This is a genomic window from Mycobacterium sp. (genome assembly GCF_032162105.1).
Taxonomy (GTDB): Bacteria; Actinomycetota; Actinomycetes; order Mycobacteriales; family Mycobacteriaceae; genus Mycobacterium.
Map to the genome: position 1 here is coordinate 1 of NZ_JAVRPS010000155.1, position 22,312 is coordinate 22,312.

The following is a 22,312-nucleotide window of genomic DNA, read 5'->3' on the forward strand; positions in this document are numbered from 1 at the left end:
CCTCCACGGAGTTCGCCACGCCGAGGCCAAGGTTCTCGTGGCCGTGGAAGCCCACTTGCGCATCCGACCCCAACTCGGCGACCAGCGCGGCGACCCTGTCGGCCACGCCCTCGAGCACCAGCGCGCCGGCCGAGTCGACGACGTAGACGCACTGGCAGCCCGCGTCGGCCATGATGCGGGCCTGAGCGGCCAGTTTCTCCGGGCTGATGGTGTGAGCCATCATCAGGAAGCCGACCGTCTCCAGGCCCAGTTCGCGGGCCAGCCCGAAGTGCTGGATCGACACGTCGGCCTCGGTGCAGTGGGTGGCGATGCGGCAGATCGACCCGCCGTTCTGCTGCGCCTCCTTGATGTCTTCCTTGGTGCCGAGACCCGGCAGCATGAGGAAGGCGATCTTGGACTCCTTGGCCGTCTCGGCGGCCAGCTTGATCAGCTCCTGCTCCGGGGTCTTGGAGAAGCCGTAGTTGAAGCTCGACCCGCCGAGCCCGTCGCCGTGGGTGACCTCGATGACCGGCACACCCGCGGCGTCCAGCGCCGCGACGATCGAGCCGACCTCGTCCTTGGTGAACTGGTGCCGCTTGTGGTGCGACCCGTCGCGCAGCGACGTGTCGGTCATCCGGACGTCCCAGATGGGGTTGAAGAAGATGTCGGTGGTCATGCTTGACCTCCTGCAATCGCAGACAATGATTCCTTCGCGATTTCCTCGCCGACCTTGGTGGCTGCCGCGGTCATGATGTCCAGATTTCCCGCGTAGGGCGGCAGGTAATCGCCCGCACCCTCCACTTCCACGAAGACGGTGACCAACGCCTGGCCGCCCGAGTGCACCGACGGCGGGTCGAACTGCGGCTCGTTGAGCAACCGGTAGCCGGGCACGTAGGTCTGCACTTGCGCGGCCACTTCCTTGATCGACTTGGTGATCGCGTCCTGGTCGGCGTCTTCGGGGATGGCGCAGAAGATGGTGTCGCGCATGATCATTGGCGGCTCGGCCGGATTGAGGATGATGATCGCCTTGCCGCGCTTGGCACCGCCGATGACCTCGACGCCCCTGCTGGTGGTCTTGGTGAATTCGTCGATGTTGGCGCGGGTACCCGGCCCGGCCGACGCCGACGACACCGACGCCACGATCTCGGCATAGGGCACGTCTACGACGCGGGACACCGCGTAGACCATCGGGATGGTGGCCTGCCCACCGCAGGTCACCATGTTGACGTTCGGAGCATCGAGGTGCTCGCGCAGGTTGGCGGGCGGGATGACCCCGGGACCGACGGCGGCCGGGGTCAGGTCGATGGCGCGGATGCCTGCCTCGGCGTATCGGGGCGCGGCGTCGCGGTGCACGTAGGCGCTGGTGGCCTCGAAGACCAGATCGGGCTTCTCGTCGAGCGCCAGCAGCCAGTCCACGCCTTCGTGACTGGTCTCCAGACCGAGCTTGCGGGCCCGCGCCAAACCCTCGCTCTCCGGGTCGATGCCGATCATCCAGCGCGGCTCCAGCCACTCCGAGCGAAGCAGCTTGTAGAGCAGATCGGTGCTGATGTTGCCCGACCCGACGATCGCGACGGTTGCCTTGCGAGATGAATTCAGTGGCATGTGTCGGTATTCCTCCTATTCGAAAGACAGATGGACGGAACCGAGTCCGTCGAATTTGGCTACGAAGTCGTCGCCTGGACGTGCGTCGATCGCACGCGTGCACGACCCGGGCAGCACGATGTCACCCGCCTTCAAGCGCACCCCGAACTGGTCGACCTTGCGGGCCAGCCATGCCACGGCGGTGACGGGATTGCCGAGCACTGCGTCGCTGCGGCCCTCGGCGACGACCTCACCGTTGCGGGTAAGCACCGCGTCGATGTTGCAGATGTCGATGTCCTTGGGCGACACCCGCTCCTTGCCGAGCACCCAGCCGGCCGACGAGGCGTTGTCGGCGATGGTGTCGCACAGCTTGATCTTCCAGTCGGTGATGCGGGTGTCGATCAGTTCGATCGACGGCGCGAATGCCGCCGTCGCCGCCAGCACGTCGTCCTCGGTGCAGCCTTCGCCGGGAAGGTCGTCGGCGAGGATGAAGCCGACCTCGACCTCGACGCGGGGATAGAGGAACCTGCCCGCCGCGACGGGCTTGTCCTCGAAGACCTCCATGTCGTCGAGCAGATGACCGTAGTCCGGCTCGTCGACGTTCATCATCTTCTGCATGGCCTCGGACGAGAGCCCGACCTTGTGCCCGATGACGCGCGCGCCCTCGGCGACCCGCTGGCGGATGTTGATCAGCTGGATCTCGTAGGCATCGACGACGTCCATGCCGGGAACACCGTCGGTCAACGGTTTCAGCGGCACCTTGCTGCGCTCGGCCTGAGCCAGCTCGGCGGCCAGTTCGTCGCGTACTTCCTCGGACAACATCGGTGAAGTCCCCTCGTTTCGTCGACCGGCACAGTTGTGGGTCGGCCGGGCAATTCTATAACGTGTTCTACATGACGGAACAGGAGTATGACGTCGTCGTAGTCGGCAGCGGCGGAGCGGGCCTGGTGGCCGCCCTCACTGCTGCCCACCAGGGACTCTCGACAGTAGTCGTCGAGAAGGCCCCGCACTATGGCGGTTCCACTGCGCGGTCGGGGGGCGGCGTGTGGATCCCGAATAACGAGATTCTGAAACGTGACGGCGTCAAAGACAGTCCCGCCGCCGCCGCCGAATACCTGCATTCGATCATCGGCGACGTCGTCCCCGCCGAGCGCATCGACACCTATCTCGAGCGCGGTCCCGAGATGCTGTCCTTCGTACTGAAGAACTCGCCGCTGAGGATGTGCTGGGTACCCGGCTACTCCGACTACTACCCGGAGGCACCCGGCGGAAAGCCCACCGGCCGCTCGATCGAGCCGAAGCCATTCAACGCCAACAAGCTGGGCGCCGATCTGCCCGGCCTGGAACCGCCGTACGGCAAGGTTCCGATGAACATGGTCGTCATGCAGCAGGACTACGTCCGGCTCAACCAGCTCAAGCGCCACCCGCGCGGCGTGCTGCGCAGCCTCAAGGTCGGCGTACGGGCGACGTGGGGCAAGGTCACCGGAAAGAACCTCGTCGGCATGGGCCGCGCGCTGATCGCGCCGCTGCGGATCGGCCTGCAGCAGGCGGGCGTGCCCGTCCAGCTGAACACCGCGCTGACCGACCTCTACGTCGAGGACGGCGTCGTACGCGGCGTGTACGTGCGCGACACCAACGCGCCCGAATCCGCTGAACCCCAGCTGATCCGGGCCCGCCGCGGAGTGATCCTCGGCAGCGGCGGCTTCGAGCACAACGAACAGATGCGGGTGAAGTACCAACGCGCGCCGATCACCACCGAGTGGACCGTGGGCGCGGTGGCCAACACCGGCGACGGCATCCTGGCCGCCGAGAAGCTCGGCGCTGCGCTCGACGTCATGGAGGACGCCTGGTGGGGGCCGACGGTCCCACTGGTCGGCGCGCCGTGGTTCGCGCTGTCCGAACGCAACTCCCCCGGCTCGATCATCGTGAACACGAGCGGCAAGCGGTTCATGAATGAGTCGATGCCCTACGTCGAGGCGTGCCACCGGATGTACGGGGGCGAGTTCGGTCAGGGCGCAGGGCCGGGCGAGAACGTGCCCGCCTGGCTGGTGTTCGACCAGCAGTACCGTGACCGCTATATCTTCGCGGGCCTTCAACCGGGACAACGGATTCCGAAGAAGTGGCTGGAGTCCGGCGTGGTGCTAACGGCCGCCACCCTAGAGGAGCTGGCCGAGAAGACGAGCCTGCCCGCCGACGAGCTCAAGGCGACGGTCGAGCGGTTCAACGGCTTCGCACGAACGGGTATCGACGAGGACTTCAAGCGCGGCGAGAGCGCATATGACCGCTACTACGGCGACCCGACCAACAAGCCCAACCCCAACCTGGGCGAGATCAGCCACGGGCCGTACTACGCGGCCAAGATGGTGCCCGGCGACCTTGGTACCAAGGGCGGCGTGCGCACCGACGTACACGGGCGGGCGCTACGCGACGATGGCTCGATCATCGAGGGCCTTTATGCCGCAGGCAATGTCAGCGCGCCCGTGATGGGTCACACCTATCCGGGCCCGGGCGGGACCATCGGCCCGGCCATGACGTTCGGCTACCTGGCTGCACTGCACCTGGCCGCCGAGCGGGCCTGACATGCCGATCAATCTCGACGAGGCAATCGGTGCCGAGCTCGACCCGGTCGAGTTCTCCTGGAGCAGCAGCGACGTGCAGCTGTATCACCTTGGTCTCGGCGCGGGTGCCGATCCGATGAACCAGCGCGAGCTGGCCTACCTCATCGACGACACCCCACAGGTGCTGCCGACGTTCGGCAGCGTCGCGCAGAACTTCCACCAGACCGAGCCGCCCACCGTGCAATACCCCGGCATCGACATCGAGCTGTCCAAGGTGCTGCACGCCAGTGAGGCCGTGTCCGTTCCTGGGCCGATCCCGCCATCGGGCACGGGGCGGGCGGTGACCCGCTTCACCGAGATCTGGGACAAGGGCAAGGCCGCGGTGATCTGGTCCGAGACCACGGTGACCACACTCGACGGCGCCCCACTCTGGACGCAGAAGCGGTCGATCTTCGCCCGCGGCGAGGGCGGGTTCGGCGGCGAACGGGGAGCTCAGGCATCCGTCGAGCCACCCGACCGCGCACCGGACGCCGAGGTGGCGCTGCCGATCCTGCCGCAGCAGGCGCTGTTGTACCGGCTGTGCGGCGACCGCAATCCGCTGCACTCCGATCCCGGGTTCGCCTCCGCCGCAGGCTTTCCCAGGCCGATCCTGCACGGCCTTTGCTCGTATGGCATCGGATGCAAGACCATCGTCGACACCTTCCTCGACGGCGACGTATCGCGGGTGGGCTCCTACGGCGCCCGGTTCGCCGGCGTGGTGTTCCCCGGCGAGACGCTCAAGGCCAGCATCTGGAAGGAGAACGACAAGTTCGTCGCGGTGCTGACCGCACCCAGCCGCGACGACGCCGTCGTGCTGTCCGGCGTGGAGTTGATCCCGGCCTGACCCGAGCAGGTCCGGTGCTTGCTGTCACCGACACAGCTTGTCGTCCTACGGTTTGCCATCTGTTCACGTTTCGCTGTGCATCGATTGCGCGCGCGGCGACGCGCGCCAGATGACAGCCATCGGTGCCACGCAACATTCCGCCACAAAAATTCAGTCACAGCAAACCACCAGAAGAATCGTTGCAAGATCAAGTAGTTGATTGGAGCAGAGGAGATGTCCGTTGGCGAGTGTTTCCCAATGCCTCGAGACATCCGCCGGCCCGGCAGGGCGGCGGATCGGCGACCCCTACCTCGCCCCTTGCTCAGCAACAATAGACATTAGTCATGCTAATGATAGCTGAGCTTGCTCGACCCGGCGCTCGTCACGGCCACAATCCGTATTTACATGCAGGTAAACAGCTCATTAGCTCGGAGACCAGGCGGTTGGATATTTGCCAAAGTTACCTGCGGATCACACTCCGCCGTTCGTGCACGCGTTACATGTCCAGCCGGGTCTGACATGCTTGACGACGCAAGTTCTCTTGCGGATTGTTTGCCACGAACGTTTACATGCGCTGATCAGCGATCTAACGTGATGGACGTCCGTACAAATCTAGCTAAGGATTGTCCATGCCATCTACCCGTTCAGCCCTTATCTTCGGATGTTCGCTCCTTGGCGCAGGTGCGATCGCACTCGTCGGCGCCGGCGCCGCCACTGCCGATAGCGGCATCAACCTCACGCCCGGCAACAATGGTTTGCTCAACGGCGGGACCGGCAACACCGGCATAGCCAACAACCTCCTCGGCCCCGGTGGCGGGAACTTCGGTGTGGCCAACGGCCTGCTCGGCGGTTCCGGCAACCAGGGCATCGCCAACCTGGGCAGTCTCAACAACGGCCTGCTCAACATCGGCACCTTGCAGGGCGGCATCGCCAACATCGGCACCTTGCAGTCGGGCATCGCCAACATCGGCGCCGGGCAGGTGGGCGTCGCCAACATCGGCTGCGCGAACGCGGGCGCCGTCAACGTCGGCTGCGGCAATTTGGGTGCCGTCAACGTCGGAAACGGCCGAGTCGGAATTCTGCGTCTCGGCTTCTAGTGTCGCGCCGCAATCGTCGACACTAGGTCCCGAGAAGCACGACACGAGGCTGCACGGTTCACCGTGCAGCCTCGTGTTCTGCCGTGGCGCAGCCCGCCGTGGAGTCGACGCCGGCCACGCCCGCGACGATGGGTACGAGACGCGCCCGCTCGGGCCTGGCCGGCACCGTGCGTGGATCAACCGTCAGGGGCGCCGTGAACCGGCCTGCGAAGGTGTCCTCCGCCGGCGGCGGGTAGTAGCCCTCGTCCGCGGGTGTCACTATGTGCACCAGTCCGGTGTCCACGTCGGGATCGGCTTCGTAGAAGCCGTCCTCCGGCAACGGCGGATGCGACTCCCACGGTGGCGGAGGCGAACTCATGCCCGCACCGCCGTATTGCTGACTCTCACTACCCGACCCCAATCCATCGGTAATGAGGGTAATGGGCGACGGCCGGACGAGAGCCTGCGCGTTACATCCTGCGCGCGAGATCGTCGTCGTCGCCGTGGCGCTGATGCTCGGGCGGTGCAACCGGGGCCGGACCCGCACTGTGCCTGCCGCTGTCGCCGGGTGCGGCGGATTCGACCGGCGGCCGCTCGTCCTTGGCCTCGCGGTGCTGCGGGGCGGGTTCCTGGCGAGTTTCCTCACCCTCGCGCGACTGCGGTTGCGGGGCACCGGCAGGCGTACCCGCTTGACCGCCTGCACCCTGGCCAGCGGCCGGCTGCGCGGGCGCCGGTTGCCCGGCCTGCGGCTGGTCGGACGGAGAACCCGCTCCTTGCGCGCCACCGCCGCTCGACCCGCTCTGAGCGGCCTTCATCGCCTGTTCCATCAGCGACCCGAAGATGCTGGACCCGCCACCGGAGCCCCCAGCGGCCTCGCCAGCCTTGGAAGCCATCTGGCCGACCTGACCGAGCATGCTCGACAGCTGGCCGACCGCCTGGCCACCCTGGTCGTCGGAGGTGTCGTACGCCGACTGTGCGGACGTGACCTTGCCGGAGAACATCGTCTCCTTCGCTTGCAGCGCCGTCACATTGGCAGCGAGCGGAGCTGCCAACGTCGGCAGCACGGCGGCGATCGTCATGCTCATCGCGTCCTCGCCTGGCGCGATCGTCGGCATCGGCGGCATGTCCACCGACGCGGGATCCCAGGAGATATTGCCCGGCGTCTGTAATGGGCCACCCATCAGCGCAGACCTCCTGACTCACCAGTCATCGTCAACCTCATCACCCAAGTCGTAGTCGAGCGCGGGCGGCGGCGCCAGCGAGGTGGTGGAGCCTCCGCCGCCCTCACCTCGGTGGCCCATCATGCCCATGCCTCCCATGCCCGCCGCGGCCGGCGCGACCCCGCCGACGGCCATGCTGCCCGCGCCCGCAGGCCGCACCGCAGCGTCAGTCATGGTGGTCCCCACCAGCTTCGCCATCATCGGAGTCTGCGCCGGGGAACCACCCGATCCGGGCAGGGACGCGGCCTTCACCATGCCGCCGCCACCACTCGCGCCGGACCCGCCTGCCAACGGGTGGTTGGAGAACGCGGCGAAGGGGCTCGCGCCGCCCAGTCCCCCGCCCGAGCCGCCCTTACCCCCGAACATCGATGTGAGCTGCTGCAGCGGTTGCGATACCTGCTGCATCAGCTGCTGCGGAGCCTGCGTCACCATTTGGCCGAGCTGCTGCGGCAGCTGCATAGCCATCTGGCCCATCTGCATCATCATCTGCATCGCCTGCTCCGAACCCTTGCCTGCGGCCTGTCCCGCCTGCGCCGTGCCCGGCGGGGTGCCAGCACTGGGCATGCTCGGCGGCACCCCGAGCCCGTTGGCCATCTCCGCCGCGCCTTCGCTGACGTAGGCGATGTTCTGCGACAGGCCCATCTTGATGCGGCTCTGAATCAGCTCCTCGGTGTTGCTGACCAACGCGGACGCTGCCTGAAGCGCCATGCACTCCTGCTGGACCTCTTCGGCCGTCGCGTTGACGAGCGCCTTCGTCTTGGCGACGCTGACCTCCATGGTCTGCAACTTGAGCGCGATCGCCGCCGCGTGCGCGGCGTTGGCCTCATGACCTGCGATGATCGAGGTCGCCTCGCCCGCTGCGGCGACGGAACCGGCACCGGTCCACTGCGCGGCGAGCGCCTGCAGTTGGCTCTGCTGCAACGGCACGACGGAGCCCGTCAGCTTCGTCGCGAACGCCGAGTATTCGGCCGCGGCCGACGCGAGCTGCTCCTCCTCGACGTTCGGCCAACCAGGACCCGTCACGGTCTGCGACCCATACGGGCTAACGTCACGCGGCAACCCCACGACACGGCTCCCCTCACAGCGCGGTCAGCTATCTGCATCGAGATTACCGCCCACCAGCGAAGCCATGGTGCATCAACGGGATTGCCGGCCCCCGGACGCTCGTCGTCGCACCCTTGGCCAGCGCGCGGCGCGGTGACGTCGAACCCGCGCTGACGGTGGCCTCGCGGTCGACGGTTCCTAACAGCAAATCCCCTATAGCAACCATTTGCGCCATCAAGGGATCCGCGGGTGGTAATCCACGCCGGCGACCTCTTCAGCCAACCCCGGGGCCATTGCCGCATCGACGGTTGATAGCCGTAAGGAAGACGGCAAGTTCATCGGCGTGCTGACGCGCCATCGCGGGACAACGCCGTGCTGCTATCCGGTATGGAGTTGACGCCGGTTCAAGTCGGTCGGTCTGCTGGCCGGGCCGCACGTAATCTGAAGCCCGGCTGGATCTGAGCGGCGCTGAAGCACAGCAATCGCTGTGCACGCGGCGATGCGGTTCAAGGCCGTGGATGAGAAGATCTGCCGGCAACGCGAGGTCTCCCTCCGAAACGGCGCGGGGTTCGCAATAATCCTGTAAGGAAAGCGGTCCACCGGAAGGGCTCGGATGGCTCATATGGCTCATATGGCGACCTCACACCCCTGGCTCCTGGTTGGTGTCCAGACCGGCGGGCGCGTCGGTAATGCGGGCGCAGAACGGCCCGCGAGGAGGATCCGGCACGATGGCGAAAGGCCGACGGTGACATCAAAAGTGCTGCGCGGCATTGCATCCGGAGCATTATTGCTCAGCCTGCTGACCACCGGCTGCGCGCGATCGTCATCGATGGTCGAGTACGTCGATCTGTACGAGGACTACACCACCAAGCCGAACGGCCAACATCCTTCGACGTTCGACTCCGGTCAGGAGGTAACTCTCACATACACCCCGAACGAGACCGCCCTCCCGACTATTTCTGGCGGCAGGTCCATCATTACCTACAGCGGCGCGGGGAAAGGAGCGGGATACACGTCCGGTCAGCTCAGCGCTACCGCCGCATACATCGAGGCCGACTGGAATTTCAGTTCCTCAGGGACGACAGACGGCGGTCAATTAGCCTTATGCCTGTTTGCGAGCCCCATACCTTCCGGCTCGCTCGGGAGTACTCGGCCCCCCGACAGCCCAGCACACGTCGTCTTCTTGAATGACCACTTCGAGTATGGCGTGTGGGAGAACGGAGCACTGGTCATTATCGCAAATGTTGCTTACGGAAGAACTTTCACGACCGAGACTCAACACGTAGCCGTCTACGTCCGCAAGGACATCGGCGAGGCATGGGTTCTGGCCCCCAATGGCACTACCTACGGCCCGTACTCACATCCTTCCATCAGCAAGACAGACGCCCCATATGTCACTGCCGAGCAGTTCTACGGCAACGCCAACACCGACAGGCGAGTCGAGATACAAAGGTGGCGTGCGACATCCAGCCCGCCGACGTCTAGCTTCGCCAAATAGGAGAGCGCTGAACCGCCCGGTTTCAAAGGCGGCTCATCTGCAACATAAGACGGTTCATTGGTGCATGATGGGACGGGCGTCGGCTGTAGATATTTACCACTGGGTCCATGGTACGGCCGAGATCGGGGGTGCCGAGTATGACTACGCAGCAGGATTTGAGAGTAATCCCGCAATCGCGGGTCATGGTCTATATCGGCGTAGGAATCCTGGCTGTCGGAGCCTTCACGGCCTCCTGGGGTGCCGTCGGTCCTATATCCGACGTGTGCCTAGTCCTCGCGTTGGGTATAGCGCTTTTGCACGTATTTTTTGGCCAGTTGCGGTTTATCACACCCGTATGGATGTGGATTGCACCACTCGGCGTCATTATTTGTGCAGTAGGCAGATGGTTCCTCCCGGTGCCGGAGAACATGCTTGCCATTCGTTATGTCGCAACGCCATACGTGCCAGAAAATTTGAACAAAGCCGCGATCTGGATGGCGGCTCTGGTGTTGGTGCCGCTGACGATAGTCGCTTGGTCGGCGATCGAACCCCGAACACCTCGTTGGGTCATGGGATCATTCATAGGAGGCGTTGCCCTATCTGCCGCCATCTCGGTCACCGATCTTCTCCAAGTGACTAGTATAGCTACGAGTTTAGGCTATGACAGCAACAATTCGCGGCAGACCGGCCTCACAGATCACCCGAATACACTCGGCTTCACTTGTGCAATCTCGCTTCCAATCGCGATCTTCTTCATGGCGCGACGTGGACGAGTAACGTGGATAGCATCTCGGTTGGCCATTGTGATTCTGCTTGGCGGCGTCGTCGCATGCGGGTCCCGGGGGACGCAATTCGCAGCTCCTATAATTATTCTGGCAACCTTGATGTCGGCTCCAGAACGGCGGCGTGCTGCTCTCAAGAATGTGGCGATCACTCTCGCGGTCTCGACAGCGGCGCTCTTTGTGTTGGTGGAAACGCTTGCGAGCAATGTACTAGGGGACTTGTTTCGGTTCAGTACGGGCGGTACGGGTGTTGGCGACAGTGATGCTGAGCGTGCAATTCTGTTGAAGCAAGCCATAAACGACGTCGAGTCATATCCTGTATTTGGCGTAGGCTTACGGCACATCGTCGAAGCTCATAACATTTATCTTCAAATCCTTGCCAGCGGTGGTCTTGTCCTTGGTTTTGCAATGCTGGCATATTGGATAGGTGTTATTTCTTCATGTTGGCAGCTTCGAGCACGGGGAAGCTATCTTGGGGCTTGCTTGTTGATTTCCATGTTGACATGGCTCGGTCTAGGGACGATCGAGAATCAGCTTACCGACCGGCTCTTGTATTTCACGGTGGGATCGGTCGCGGCCCTGGTATCCGTAGTGCAGTCCGCTGAAAAGGAAGCATACTTGCGCGGCGCCTGGTTGAGGTAAACGACCGGTCATTACCCCCATCCCTTCTACCACTGAAAGCGTTGAGGAACAGCCCGAATGGAAATTTGATGCGCCTGTTGAAGATTATAATTTTGACTGCGCTGGCGCTTCTCATTGGAGCCGCCTGGCTGATCTCGCCCCACGAAGCTACGGTGCCACAGGAAGCGAAGGCGCCACAGGAAGCTAAGGCGCCACAGAAGGTCAGTTCATTCTCAGTCCTCGGTGATTCATACGCCGAGGGCGCCGGAGCGGGGCGGCCCGGCGACGGATGGGTACCGCTCCTTGCGGCCGATTTGTGCTGGAAGCTGGTTAACAACGCTTCGGAGGGAGGTACCGGGTACGTCAATGACGGTGGGGCGGAAGGCAAAAGCGCGATTCCGACCCGACTGGGCGACGCCGTAGCGGGGAAGCCACAGTTGGTCATTGTCGAAGGCGGGTTTAACGATGACGGTTTTCCGCCAGAGCAGGTGACCGCAGCCGCAGATCGCACGTTCATGGACTTGCGGAGCGCGCTTGGGCCGAGTCCTTCAATCGTCGTTATTGGCCCCGTAGCATCACCGGGTAAACCCGCAACAGTCCTGCGTCCGATTTCGGACGCAATCAGACAGGCGGCGAAGAAGAACGGCGTTCTTTACGTGGACCCTATCGAGGAAAATTGGCTTGCCGAACCGGAGCTGTTCGTGTCAGACGGGTACCACCCGAACTCCGCTGGACACCGGCAGTACGCGTCCAGGTTGGAGTCGAATTTGAAGGATATCGGAGCATCCGGCTGCAAATAGCAAGGTCCCAACCAAAGCGTGTGCGGGTTTTAGTCTGATGCGTCCGTTCAAGAGCTGTTCTCGGCTACGGCCCACATCTCAATGAAGTCAGCCCGAGAATCGGTCAGCCCGTGCTCAACATACGATTCGAACGTCCCGAAGGATCCGGCCCACTCTGCGATTCGTTTGTCATGCACAATTTCCGTGTGCCCGTCTGGCAGCGTCAACTCCGCTCGTTCGCCGGCGATTCTGACTTCTACCCGATAGCTAGTAGATCCATCCTCTGACAGAGGGGGGTCGATCGATCCAGTCTCCAGAATCGTTATTTGGCTGAATCCCTCGGCCTGGCCGGCTTCGCGGACACCGAAAGACCAAGACTTGGGAGAGACAGAGAGCTCCGCTGAAAACGGAGGAAATACTGCACGTTTCGACACAATCAAGACCATCGTGCCTGACCCCCCTCCTTGCGGCGTGAAAACCCACCGCGCACCGATTCTAGCGATCGGGTTTCCAAGGTCCGCAGTGGAGAAATAGCTTGCCGAGCGGCCATCGACGGTTGGTCTGCTAACGAGTTTTCCACCTTCGATTCTGAAAACGCCGCCAAGATCGGTCGGTGGAGTCACAAGAAGCAATGAAGCACCCGGGCCGAAGGTTCCGGGTGCCGGCCCGTCCTTCGAGGCGCTGAAGTCCAGGCGCGCTTCAATTGCAGTGTCCGTAGGCGACTTTGCCGTTGATGAACAGCTCGTGATCAAAAGCAGGACCATCAACGCAGTCGAGAACCGGTGCAGCGTGTGCAACACTCAGACCACCCAATCGATTCGTCGTGCCGTCTTCTCAGACATCATATGCGCCTGGATTTGGACATGCCCCTCGGGATTTCGAGCTCGTAGCGTCTTGAACCGTGATTTGCCTGCTACGACAGGTGGTTTGGGGTACAAACGTAATACTGGCCAGGACCGCCGGTTGTCGGACCTAGTGTCGGTGGGGCTACCGTTAATCCGACATTGGCCGTCCCGTACGTGTAATACACGGCTGCCGGATCAGTTGAGCCGTGCGCAGGCGGCCGGGGGTGCTTCAGGCGGCGCTTTCGAGGCTTTAAATTCGTGAGGCGCGCAAAGCGCCGATTCGACCAGTGGAGCAACCATATCCGACAGATACTGATGGCCAGCGGCGCTTAAAGTGTTGCCGTCCGAGCTTAGAAGGTCTGCTTGGCCGACGAACCAACCCAAGGCAAGCGGGTCGACAAAAGTTGCACCCGCAGCCTGGGCCTCTCGCTTGAGAACATCACGCACGCCCACAATATCCGGCGGCGGCGTGGCGTCAGGCCAGGCGGGTCCGATTACCAAAATCTGCGAGGCCGGAGCAATCGTATGGACCATTGCGTAATCTCGAGCTACCGCGGCCGCGAGTTGCTCCGGCGGTATATCCGCGTCGTTGCGGGAGCCTACGAAGACCACTAGTCGTGCATCGTTAGGCACCCCACCCTCGAGCTTCTCACCGAACGCTTTGCCGTCGGTGCCGCGAGCGACATAACCCGAGCCGGCCTCTGCGCCGACTGCCGGGCTTATCAAGAACCCGTCGCCAACCAGCTGGTGCAACATCAATTGCGGCCAGTTCCCGTCGTCGTGACCTTCGATTCCCGACGTGGGGGCATACGAATCGGCTATCACCGTGACAGGGTCTACGACAGGTAGACGTGCGTGTTCTACCGACGGAACGCTTGGAGTCGAATGGCAAGCGGTCACCGACAGCAAACACACAGCAATGAGATTTTTCCCTCTCACGATTTGGGCAGTCTAGCGGCGAAACCGGAGCAATGAAATCGATACCCGTGGATGAGCATGGGCGAGGTGGCGTGAAAGCGGGCGCACCTTCCCGAGGATGTGGTACGTAACGGCTACCGCCGGGCCGGTGAGGTGCTGACCGCCGCCAAGGCTGTCGAAATTCAGCTCCGCGGGTCATGGATCGCCGGTCGATCCCGACACTGGTGAACGGCGGTGGTTTTCCCTGGCGATTCCGCCCGCGTGCGCGCATGTACCCGCAGATGGCCGAGGTGTTGCCGCTGCTGTACTTGCATGGCCTCGGGAGTCGCGTAGGAAATCTCGCGCGGATTCACACCTTTTCAGCAGCATCCAGGGGAGCGCCTACTGATCTGCCATTATGACGGGCCAGCTTGCCTGCGGGTTGTTTCTCACCCTGCCGCTCGTCGGTACTGCTGCCTGATCGGGCGCAGAGAACGGCTCCAACAACATTCGCTTGCAGGTCGGCCAGATGCCTCCTAGAGGTGGCCAAATCGGTCATCTTCGTCCGACCGACTCGGACGACTAAGAGGACCCCGTCAACCGCTGACGCGACAGCTGCGGCGCCACCTCCGTCTACAATCCCCGATGCGTTGACTATGACGAGGTCGTGCGTGGCGCCAAGTTCGTCGAGGGCATGACGAAACTCCGGCATGGCTACGAGATCGGCCGGCATCGTCCCTCCGCTGCGACCCGGTCCAAGCGTAATTATTCCGCTGTTGTCGCGTTGCAGCGCCTGAGCCAGTGTGCTGCGTCCTAGGATGACGTCCGCCAGACCCGGCGACGGTTCATCGGTGCTGAAATCCACGCTCACCCAAGCGACCTCGACCCTTGCTCGGCGCATAACGTTGGCCAGGTTCTTAGCAACTGTGGCCGCATCTTCACTAGTCAGCGTCGTTGTGAGGAGCAATGTCTTGATTGAGGTATCGCGCGACGCAAGGAGTAGCGACCGCAGATCGCGGTACGCCAAGGAGGCTCCATCCGAGCTAGTGGCGAAGTCGACATCTCGGGTAGCGGCGGTTACGGCAGCTGGAATATCGGCCACGACCGGTCGACCCAGTGCAACTTCGACATCACGCGAATCCCGAACCGTGTTGTTGAGACGTTCTCGCACAAGCACACTCAATAGCCCCACGACGAAACCAGCGAGGCATCCTAGGATGACATTCAGTCTCGTGTCAGGCAGGACGGAAGCAGGCTTAACTTCTGCTGTGGTAACGACGGTGAGGCGCGCGGTGGGCTCTGCCCCAAGCCCATGAATCTCTAGGCGAGAAACTGCGTCTGCCAGTGAATCCGAGACGGCATTTGCAAGTTTCTGCGCCACCTCGGGATTCTGATCGCGTGCCGATACCTCGAGAAGAGACACCTGAGGGTTCGAAGTGACACGAATGGCTGGTCGAACATCGGCCACCGTTCTATCCAGCCTGGCCCCCTCAAGAGCAGGCGACAGTATGGCGTCTGAGTAGATCAGCTGAGAGTAGGTGGCCATACGCTCCTGCGAGGCCTTTGCCGAATCGTATGCCGACGGCATCGAGCTGCTGCCCGATGCCAGAAACAGGGTGCTTGTCGCCTCATAGACCGGCTTCACGTAGAAGCTGTACGCCAGAGCTGCCATACCGCAAACAACGGTGACGCCCAGAACTAGGGGCCACCCGCGCACGAAGATGGTGATGAAGTCGCGCGCGCCACCCTGCATCCACCTGGTTTGCATATTGCGCCTCTCAGTCATCGCGTCCCTTTGTGCGTAATCCATTGACGGGGCGCGGTTGCCGTGGCGCAACGCGGACCGTGTAATGATCCCCCCGAAGCCGCGTCGCCGGTTTGCCAAGTTGCACCTAGCTATCACTCCCTCCCCGTGGCCGAGGCTACGCGCGATAGCGTGCCTGGGCCAGGGCCGATCAACTTCACATCCAAAGCTGAGGCAAGCGTAATACCGCCAGCTTCCGATCGCGGTTGAATGTTCCGTTTGCTATCAGGACTCACTCGACCACGTGTGCGAGACGGTGGCGAATCTCATCCGCACCAGAGAACAGAGGCCTGGCGGCTATCTCAACACCGCTCAGTCAAGGGGTTGGCGGCCGATGGTTGATGACAGTCGTTGAGGTTGGGCCTGTCGTTGCCAAGACGATGTCCCCACTGGCGGCCGGATAAAAGTTCCCGCGCCGCGTGGTAGTTCCGTGGGTGGTTAAGGCCTCTCCGGTCGGTATTAGGCATCCTTCATGCGTGGGAGTCCGCGTCGGTGCCGAGTAGCGATACAGGAAGCGTGATGACCCGTACTCGCCGGGTGACCACACCCTCGGGCGGCGACCACAATGATTCTCACTGCTCCAACCAACCTCGGAAACGACCCGGGACCGCAACCACCTGGAACTCACCCCGCACTTCGCCGCCCTTACTACAGCAGCGCCAAACCTGGGGAATGACGCGACCGTGCACACCCATTGGCCCCGGTAGTCACCCGCCACGACATCCGCAGTCCGGTATGAGATACCTTGCACCACAATACATATGTAGAGAATCCACAATCGGTCAACAGCAACATGCCCGGGTCGAGTGAGCCGAGAATCGTCGACGAGTGTGGTGTCGGACTCCCGGTACGTTCAGGATCGTCGCCGCGAAGATTGCGTGCGTGGTGCACTCGGCAATCCCGGAACTCGCGCCTGCGGGAACGCTGCCTCGTCACCCTTGTTGACCTATTGCCAAGGGGAACAAGACACACGTGGCGACTGACGGTTAAGAGCATGTTGATTCGGGCGGCTCCCCTGCGAATCGAGCGCCAATCCATCTGCGGACCAAGTCAGCGGGTGGAGCGCTGAGGTGGCTCATCGTGCTGATCTCCACATGGTCAACAACGCCTCCCATTTCGCAAGTGCGTCTCACTGCACCGTTGATCCAATTCTGCGGTATGGCGGTATCACGTTGGCCGTTTATTACCAGCATCGGAACCGACAGCGGTTGCTGCGGTAAGGCGTTACGCCGCAGGGCATCACGTAGTGCTTGCGCCGCCGATACGTTGCGCGGTTTAACGTCGGCAGCTGTGGTGGCACCGCGTGCAGAATTTGCGTTGGGGCCACAGCCAATAATTACCTCCAAATTGCTTCGAGTTCGACCATGAAGGTAATCATCCAACCGCAGCTCGGGGTAGGCCCGGACCAACCCAACAACGACAAGTGGCATGGCCCCGAGCTGGTCTCCCGTCAGGGTTCCGGTGAAAGACTCTTCCGCAGCGCTGACAAGATTCACTGCTGGGGCGATGGCCACACTTCCCACCAGATCGAGTCCGTCACCATAATCGGCGTCGAACTCGTCAACTGCCCATGCCGCCTGACCTCCCTGCGAGCCTCCGAAGGCGATCCATTTGGCAGATGCGGCTGGAAATAGGGCTCGTAACGCTCGAACAGAGTCAAAGACATTGTATGCAGCGCTGTGTGGCTCGAGGTACAGATGGGGACCACCTGCGCCAAGACCCTCGTAATCGGTGATTGCCACCGCGTACCCCTCACTCAAGAACGCGGCGACCTGATCGCCAAGCCCTTTCAGATCGGCCGCCGAGGACACTCCGCAATCTTGCGCGATGCCCGTAGTCCCGTGGCCGATCGCGATGATGGGCCACCCTCCGCCTGGCGGCAGGCCCTTCGGCATAAACGCTGCCCCAGACACTTCGGTGGCGCGTCCGGAAATGCCCTGTATCGATTGATACACCATCCTGCGAGACGCGCCTGCCACTTGTGACAGTTGAGTGTCGACATCGTCAAATGGCTCGTTCATCAGAACGCGCCCACGGCCAGATCTCGCCTCCGCCGAGATCGTGGGGTGTTGGCTAACGAGAGCATTGTCGTCCCCTCGCAGAAATCCGCTTGAGGTGCTTTGGCAACCCGTCGTTGACATCATGGTCAATAGAACAGCGGTCGTTCTAGCTAATGCGCGTGTTAGGGGTAGTCGGCGATGACTGACGAGCCGCCCCCGTCTTGAGGACCTAATGGCATCAACCAGCAGCTGCGCGGAAGCGAAGTAACCGCACTCAGCCTTCATAGATCTGTAACCACCCGTGTTAGCACGCACCCGCCGACCTGGCCGTCTGATCACCCGGCATCAAAACGGAGTGTTCAACGCTGATCTACAGCCATCTCGACCAACTGCGCAGGCGAGACCCAGCTAGTGGTAGGGCAGATCGCCCCGTAACCGCGCCGCGGCAGACACGAACGGCGCGTCATAGCAACCTGACAGCGATCGTGATCACACGTGACCTCCATCGACTGATCAATTATGGGGGTTGGCGTGCGTGGATGAGACAAAAGCGACCACTCGGATGATCAAAGTATTCGTAGCGCGTTGGTCAACCGCACGAGGAAATCGGCCCCGAAGTCACCCAGCTAATCGAAGGCATGTGCACGGTGCGGGTTGCATCGATGTGTCGGCGTCGTGCGCAGCAGTGGGATGATGACACTCATTGATGCCAGGCTTCGCTAGGACAACGCGCGTCCCGACCCGCGCGACCGAGGCTACCGAGCTGATGCGCGCGGCAACGCAATCCGACGGCACCTGGCTTGCGGGCCAGTCGACACCCTGGCCAGGCGTGGTTCGATGTCGACGTGCCAGTCGGCGAGCCTTCGAAATAGCGAAAACTCTTCGGGACATGAATACTCAGCTGACGCGACTCCGAAATGCAGACCGCTCAGTAACCAGAGACTGCAGGAGTACTTGCCGGCCGATCCGGTCGACCGGCTCGAGCATCCGCCAGGGCGAACGGCCCAGTGCGATCTGTGGTTCCCCCTAGCCAAGATCCCGGTCGGGTTCGGCCAGGAGGCGATGGTTGCCGGTGCTGGTGATGGTGGCGGCGTTCTCCCGGTTTTATCGCCGCGGTAATGCTGCCGTCGCGCCATACATGGACCTGGTGGCCGGAATGTAGCAGCTGCTTTCGCAGAGCTTTGGCGCGGTGCCGCACGAGTTGTGGTGAGACAACGAAGCCGGATCCCCGGTGTCGAGCCGGTTGACCGATCCGGTGACTGCGCTGATGCGGACGTTGCGATCGCCTCTGGTGCAAGTTAGACGCTATGACCCCGAGTCGAAGGGGATCGCGGAGCGGGCCGACCGGTTGACTTCCTCGATCGAGATTGAGCTCAGATGTTGGCGCTGCCACCGGTCGCACCGGTGGTCGACACGGTGCATTCAGTGCGGCTGAGACGCGACCACTACGTGCGGGTCGCCGGCAACGATTACTCGGTCGATCCGAGTGCGATCGGCCAGCTCGTCGATGTGCGCACCAGCCTGGACCGGGTGACCGTGAGCCGTGCCCGGCGCCGGTTGGCGGCTCATGACCGCTGCTGGGCGGCGGGACAGACCCTGACTGACCCCGCTCACGTCGAGACTGCCGCGGCGTTGCGTCGCCAGTTCCGCCAGGGACCATCGGTGGGAGGAGATCAGCTGTCGTCGCGGGATCTGGCCGGCTATGACCGCCCTTTTGGTGTCGACTTCGCGACCAGCCCAACCGGTTTCGATGGCTAGGTGGCCAGATCATGGCTGAGGATCCGATCGAGGCTGTGTGATTACGGCCAAGCGCTCAAGGCGCCACGCATCCGGGAGTCCGCAGCCCGATTGGCTGAGCAAGCCCGCGACGGTGGGTGGAGCCACGACGAAAATCTTGCCGCCGTCCTGTCTCGGGAGGCGGCAGCCCAAGAGGCCTCCCGTATTCGCTCTGCCGGATTCCCCACACGAATCGTTGGACGACTTCAACTTCGATCACACGCCCGCGCTGAACCGCGACATGATTGCTCACCTGGGCACCGGCGCCTTCCTGGCCAAAGCCCGCAATGTGGTCCTGCTCGGCCCGTCCGAGGCTGGTTAACACTGCGCTCTGCTTCTATCAGGGTGTGTCGAACAGTCCATGCTGGTCGGGTTTGACCTGGATACGGAGCCCTTTGCGGCGTCCGCGGTTGACGGGGACGGCTTGCAGTTCGCCGCGTTGGACCTTGTGCAACATGGTTTGTCGGGCAATGCCAAGTGCCGCGGCGGCCTCGTCGAGACCGAGCCAGCCGTCGGGTACCTCGGGTCGGATCAGATCACGCAGGGCTTGGTCGATGCGGATGCGCCACGGTGTGCCGGGGTGATCTGCTCGGCGGTGACGAATCCGTCGCGGATCCAGCGGTACAGGGTGGTCCGGGCGACGCCATCGGCCTACCGTTCACCCGAGCGGGGGTGGCGATCCTGCGCGCCAGCCGACTATCCGCCGAGCTAGCCAAGCTACGACGGTATCGGGCTACTCGTCGTCGACGAAGTCGGCTACATCCCCTTCGAACAGGACGCCGCCAGCCTGTTCTTCCAACCGGTCTCCAGCCGCTACGAACACGCCTCGCTGATCTTGACCTCGAACCTGCCCTTCGCCCGCTGGGGCAACGTGTTCGGCGACCAGGTCGTCGCTGCCGCGATGATCGACCGCATCGTGCACGCCGACGTCCTGACCCTCAAAGGCTCCAGAAATCGACTCAACGACACCGGAATCGACACCACACAAACCTCCACAGACTTAGCTTGTGTTGCATCGACTGCTGGAAACCACCCCGTCGCCCGTAGCCTACGTTTGGACCGTCGTCAACACTCCTACCTTCATCGGAGGTCTCATGAGGAATCAGGCCTGCCCGCCGCGCCATCCAGTACGTTGCTTGGCATGAGGGCGCAATTCGAACGCCAAAGGCTCCGCAGACTGGCCTCGTCATTCCTCGCCGTCTCATCGATCTGTCTAATAATGTCCCAGTTGGCCTGTGCCGCACCCACAGACCCCAATCCCGGGTACGGCTTCAGCCAATATGGGGGGGATGTCAGGTTGAGCTCCGACGAGCTCAACCGAGAGCTGGACGCGGTTTCACGAACCAAGGCGTCGTGGCTCAGAGTAACCTTCGACTCCTTTCGCATCGAAGGCCAGAAAGGGATTTTCGACTGGAGCTACTCGGACTTTGTTGTTGACACCGCACGTGCTCATAAACTGAACGTACTTGTCGTTCTTTCGTATTCACCCGACTGGGCGAAGCCCCCCCAGTCGCCCTTCAGCGCACCACCAATCAACGATGACGATTTTGGCGACTTCGCGACCGCAGCGGCCACGCACTACCGCGACCGCGTGACCAACTGGGAAATCTGGAACGAACCCAACGAGCAGAGGTTCTTCGCCTACCAAGGCGACCCGGCGGTGAAGTACACAAATCTTCTGAAGGCCGCATACTCTGCGATAAAGAGAGTGCAACCCAATGCGACGGTGATCTCGGGTGGACTGAGCCGTTCGGGACAGATCGCACCCCCGGAATTCGTTAGGCAGATGTACGCCGCAGGCGCGAAAGGCTACTTCGATGCCGCTGCAATGCACCCCTACGTATCGCCCGGGGGGCTCGCGGCCGATCCGTACAACGGGTGGTCAGACGTCGGAAGAGTGCACACGATCATGTCAATTCACGGCGACGGCGGTAAGCGCATATGGATGACAGAGCTTGGGGCGCCAACCTTTCCGGGTCCCGGTGGCGTGTCTCAGGAAGAGCAGGCAAAGCAGATCACTGACGTGTTGACTGCTGCAGCCGAAACAGGATACAGCGGACCAGCTTTCATCTTCACGATTCGAGATATTGGCGCACAGGCAAGCGATCCCGAGTACAGCTACGGAGCATTGCTGACTGCTGACTGGCATCCCAAGGCTGCCGCTGCAGCGTTGGCGCGATGACCGCTCCCGAAGAACCAGGCGGACGGAGATCGACGACCCCGCCCAACAAACTCTGGTCCATTCGGGCGACGGTGTTCGGAAATGCGTCCATGTGGAGCTGGGCCAAGGCGCAAGGCCAGGACCGCATAAGCGAAGGCCCAGTGCATCATTCGAAAAGCCGTCGCTCGCCGGTGCCGATCAGCCATGCGAATTGGACACCGGCCAGGACGATCACCGGAAACGACCATAGCCAGAGCCGGCCGTCTGGCACTCCCGTGTACCTGATGTCGCCACCGGATCGAAGATGACGAGTGTGGCGGCAAGGCACGATGCCACGAGGCCGTTGGTGGTGTGCGCGCGCGACACCTACCGCAGGGCAACGGTGTTCGGCAACTTGGGTCGAGCGACCGAATCCGCGGCACGGGTCAACACTCGTCGCTTGGGGTCGGCCGGTAAGCGCACGTGCGGCAATCGGGCAATCACGTCGTCGTCGCGAGCCCACGGACGAAACCACAGCAAGGCCATCGTCGCGACGAATGCCGTCGCGGCAACCATGCCGAGCGCCACACCGGATGCCGTGCGGAACGCGACTGCGGCTCCGAGTGAGGTAAGAAGCATCACCGCCACGTAGCCGACCTTCAACCCGAGCGCATCACGACTTCGGTTGAAGGTACGGAGGTAGATGGCCACTGCAATCGCCCAGCCGCCGAGGGCGTACTCGCACGCGATGATCGGCACGATCTGTTGTGTCGCGGCGAACGTCGCACCGAGGAGGAACTCACCCCACTTCAGCGGAAGGAAATATAGGACGAAACCCAACGTAACGGCAGCCAGCGACATCCCTAACGTG

At 62.6% G+C, this 22,312-nt stretch carries 20 protein-coding genes and 2 pseudogenes; 11 read left to right on the plus strand and 11 right to left on the minus strand.

The window, feature by feature from the left end; translation table 11 throughout:
* The 3 genes from dmpG to QOC69_RS07735 all read right to left on the minus strand — a co-directional run.
* Positions 1–655, minus strand: a 655-nt coding sequence (gene dmpG / locus QOC69_RS07725) for a 4-hydroxy-2-oxovalerate aldolase (protein ID WP_526438018.1), incomplete at its 3' end; no start/stop codon positions are given.
* On the minus strand, positions 652–1,581 hold the full coding sequence (locus QOC69_RS07730; protein ID WP_526438020.1) for an acetaldehyde dehydrogenase (acetylating): 930 nt from the start codon (positions 1,579–1,581) through the stop codon (positions 652–654). The genes QOC69_RS07730 and dmpG, both read right to left, overlap by 4 nt.
* Before the next feature lie 15 nt (positions 1,582–1,596).
* The gene (locus QOC69_RS07735; protein WP_526438022.1) at positions 1,597–2,382 is read right to left on the minus strand and encodes a 2-keto-4-pentenoate hydratase; all 786 of its coding nucleotides are present in this window, start codon (positions 2,380–2,382) and stop codon (positions 1,597–1,599) included.
* A gap of 71 nt (positions 2,383–2,453) precedes the next feature.
* On the opposite strand from QOC69_RS07735, the gene kstD reads away from it, so the two are divergent.
* The 3 genes from kstD to QOC69_RS07750 all read left to right on the plus strand — a co-directional run bounded on the left by kstD (position 2,454) and on the right by QOC69_RS07750 (position 6,077).
* Positions 2,454–4,139, plus strand: a complete 1,686-nt coding sequence (kstD, locus tag QOC69_RS07740; protein WP_526438024.1) for a 3-oxosteroid 1-dehydrogenase — start codon at positions 2,454–2,456, stop codon at positions 4,137–4,139.
* Position 4,140: 1 nt separating this feature from the next.
* Positions 4,141–5,001: an enoyl-CoA hydratase ChsH3 gene (chsH3, locus tag QOC69_RS07745; RefSeq protein ID WP_526438026.1), complete on the plus strand. Its 861-nt coding sequence runs from the start codon at positions 4,141–4,143 to the stop codon at positions 4,999–5,001.
* Between the two features lie 608 nt (positions 5,002–5,609).
* A complete protein-coding gene (locus tag QOC69_RS07750) occupies positions 5,610–6,077 on the plus strand; it encodes a hypothetical protein (RefSeq protein WP_526438028.1) in 468 nt (155 codons plus the stop codon).
* A 58-nt stretch (positions 6,078–6,135) separates the two neighbouring features.
* Here QOC69_RS07750 and QOC69_RS07755 read toward each other — a convergent pair whose 3' ends face one another.
* From QOC69_RS07755 to QOC69_RS07765, 3 genes are all read right to left on the minus strand, one after another.
* The gene (locus QOC69_RS07755) at positions 6,136–6,435 is read right to left on the minus strand and encodes a hypothetical protein (RefSeq protein ID WP_526438030.1); all 300 of its coding nucleotides are present in this window, start codon (positions 6,433–6,435) and stop codon (positions 6,136–6,138) included.
* A 91-nt stretch (positions 6,436–6,526) separates the two neighbouring features.
* A complete protein-coding gene (locus tag QOC69_RS07760; RefSeq protein WP_526438032.1) occupies positions 6,527–7,237 on the minus strand; it encodes a hypothetical protein in 711 nt (236 codons plus the stop codon).
* A gap of 18 nt (positions 7,238–7,255) precedes the next feature.
* Positions 7,256–8,341, minus strand: a complete 1,086-nt coding sequence (locus QOC69_RS07765) for a hypothetical protein (RefSeq protein WP_526438034.1) — start codon at positions 8,339–8,341, stop codon at positions 7,256–7,258.
* Between the two features lie 724 nt (positions 8,342–9,065).
* Between QOC69_RS07765 and QOC69_RS07770 the strand changes: the two genes are divergently transcribed.
* From QOC69_RS07770 to QOC69_RS07780, 3 genes are all read left to right on the plus strand, one after another.
* The gene (locus QOC69_RS07770) at positions 9,066–9,818 is read left to right on the plus strand and encodes a hypothetical protein (RefSeq protein ID WP_526438036.1); all 753 of its coding nucleotides are present in this window, start codon (positions 9,066–9,068) and stop codon (positions 9,816–9,818) included.
* A 137-nt stretch (positions 9,819–9,955) separates the two neighbouring features.
* Positions 9,956–11,221, plus strand: coding sequence for an O-antigen ligase family protein (locus QOC69_RS07775; protein ID WP_526438038.1), 1,266 nt, complete (start codon positions 9,956–9,958; stop codon positions 11,219–11,221).
* A 68-nt stretch (positions 11,222–11,289) separates the two neighbouring features.
* The gene (locus tag QOC69_RS07780) at positions 11,290–12,000 is read left to right on the plus strand and encodes an SGNH/GDSL hydrolase family protein (RefSeq protein ID WP_526438040.1); all 711 of its coding nucleotides are present in this window, start codon (positions 11,290–11,292) and stop codon (positions 11,998–12,000) included.
* Between the two features lie 47 nt (positions 12,001–12,047).
* On the opposite strand, the gene QOC69_RS07785 is transcribed toward QOC69_RS07780, so the two are convergent.
* Positions 12,048–12,779 (minus strand): hypothetical protein, encoded by a 732-nt coding sequence (locus QOC69_RS07785; protein WP_526438042.1) that lies wholly within the window; start codon positions 12,777–12,779, stop codon positions 12,048–12,050.
* A 240-nt stretch (positions 12,780–13,019) separates the two neighbouring features.
* The gene (locus QOC69_RS07790) at positions 13,020–13,649 is read right to left on the minus strand and encodes an SGNH/GDSL hydrolase family protein (protein ID WP_526438044.1); all 630 of its coding nucleotides are present in this window, start codon (positions 13,647–13,649) and stop codon (positions 13,020–13,022) included.
* Between the two features lie 213 nt (positions 13,650–13,862).
* Between QOC69_RS07790 and QOC69_RS07795 the strand changes: the two are divergent.
* A pseudogene (locus tag QOC69_RS07795) lies at positions 13,863–14,068 on the plus strand (IS256 family transposase); the annotation flags it as partial.
* Between the two features lie 23 nt (positions 14,069–14,091).
* On the opposite strand, the gene QOC69_RS07800 reads toward QOC69_RS07795, so the two are convergent.
* Together QOC69_RS07800 and QOC69_RS07805 are read right to left on the minus strand one after the other, a co-directional pair.
* Positions 14,092–15,507, minus strand: a complete 1,416-nt coding sequence (locus QOC69_RS07800; RefSeq protein WP_526438047.1) for a Wzz/FepE/Etk N-terminal domain-containing protein — start codon at positions 15,505–15,507, stop codon at positions 14,092–14,094.
* A 1,004-nt stretch (positions 15,508–16,511) separates the two neighbouring features.
* Complete coding sequence (locus QOC69_RS07805) at positions 16,512–17,546, minus strand: lipase family protein (protein WP_526438049.1); 1,035 nt, start codon at positions 17,544–17,546, stop codon at positions 16,512–16,514.
* A gap of 1,356 nt (positions 17,547–18,902) precedes the next feature.
* Between QOC69_RS07805 and QOC69_RS07810 the strand changes: the two genes are divergently transcribed.
* The 4 genes and pseudogenes from QOC69_RS07810 to QOC69_RS07825 form a co-directional block, all read left to right on the plus strand.
* Entirely contained in the window at positions 18,903–19,283 is a 381-nt protein-coding gene (locus tag QOC69_RS07810) for a Mu transposase domain-containing protein (protein ID WP_526438051.1), read from the plus strand.
* Positions 19,284–19,497: 214 nt separating this feature from the next.
* Positions 19,498–19,623, plus strand: a complete 126-nt coding sequence (locus tag QOC69_RS07815; RefSeq protein WP_526438053.1) for an ATP-binding protein — start codon at positions 19,498–19,500, stop codon at positions 19,621–19,623.
* 39 nt (positions 19,624–19,662) lie between these two features.
* Entirely contained in the window at positions 19,663–20,013 is a 351-nt protein-coding gene (locus tag QOC69_RS07820) for a hypothetical protein (protein WP_526438055.1), read from the plus strand.
* Positions 19,989–20,283: pseudogene (locus QOC69_RS07825) on the plus strand (ATP-binding protein); the annotation flags it as partial. The gene QOC69_RS07820 and the pseudogene QOC69_RS07825, both read left to right, overlap by 25 nt.
* 1,545 nt (positions 20,284–21,828) lie before the next feature.
* Here QOC69_RS07825 and QOC69_RS07830 read toward each other — a convergent pair.
* A partial coding sequence (locus QOC69_RS07830) for a hypothetical protein (RefSeq protein ID WP_526438057.1) occupies positions 21,829–22,312 on the minus strand: 484 nt, incomplete at its 5' end.

Bases quoted from the DNA above. Each gene is read 5' to 3' on its own strand.
- QOC69_RS07730 (WP_526438020.1), bottom strand. From the start codon at position 1,581: ATGCCACTGAATTCATCTCGCAAGGCAACCGTCGCGATCGTCGGGTCG.
- QOC69_RS07735 (WP_526438022.1), bottom strand. From the start codon at position 2,382: ATGTTGTCCGAGGAAGTACGCGACGAACTGGCCGCCGAGCTGGCTCAG.
- kstD (WP_526438024.1), top strand. From the start codon at position 2,454: ATGACGGAACAGGAGTATGACGTCGTCGTAGTCGGCAGCGGCGGAGCG.
- chsH3 (WP_526438026.1), top strand. From the start codon at position 4,141: ATGCCGATCAATCTCGACGAGGCAATCGGTGCCGAGCTCGACCCGGTC.
- QOC69_RS07750 (WP_526438028.1), top strand. From the start codon at position 5,610: ATGCCATCTACCCGTTCAGCCCTTATCTTCGGATGTTCGCTCCTTGGC.
- QOC69_RS07755 (WP_526438030.1), bottom strand. From the start codon at position 6,435: ATGAGTTCGCCTCCGCCACCGTGGGAGTCGCATCCGCCGTTGCCGGAG.
- QOC69_RS07760 (WP_526438032.1), bottom strand. From the start codon at position 7,237: ATGGGTGGCCCATTACAGACGCCGGGCAATATCTCCTGGGATCCCGCG.
- QOC69_RS07775 (WP_526438038.1), top strand. From the start codon at position 9,956: ATGACTACGCAGCAGGATTTGAGAGTAATCCCGCAATCGCGGGTCATG.
- QOC69_RS07780 (WP_526438040.1), top strand. From the start codon at position 11,290: ATGCGCCTGTTGAAGATTATAATTTTGACTGCGCTGGCGCTTCTCATT.
- QOC69_RS07800 (WP_526438047.1), bottom strand. From the start codon at position 15,507: ATGACTGAGAGGCGCAATATGCAAACCAGGTGGATGCAGGGTGGCGCG.
- QOC69_RS07805 (WP_526438049.1), bottom strand. From the start codon at position 17,546: ATGAACGAGCCATTTGACGATGTCGACACTCAACTGTCACAAGTGGCA.
- QOC69_RS07810 (WP_526438051.1), top strand. From the start codon at position 18,903: ATGTTGGCGCTGCCACCGGTCGCACCGGTGGTCGACACGGTGCATTCA.
- QOC69_RS07820 (WP_526438055.1), top strand. From the start codon at position 19,663: ATGCTGGTCGGGTTTGACCTGGATACGGAGCCCTTTGCGGCGTCCGCG.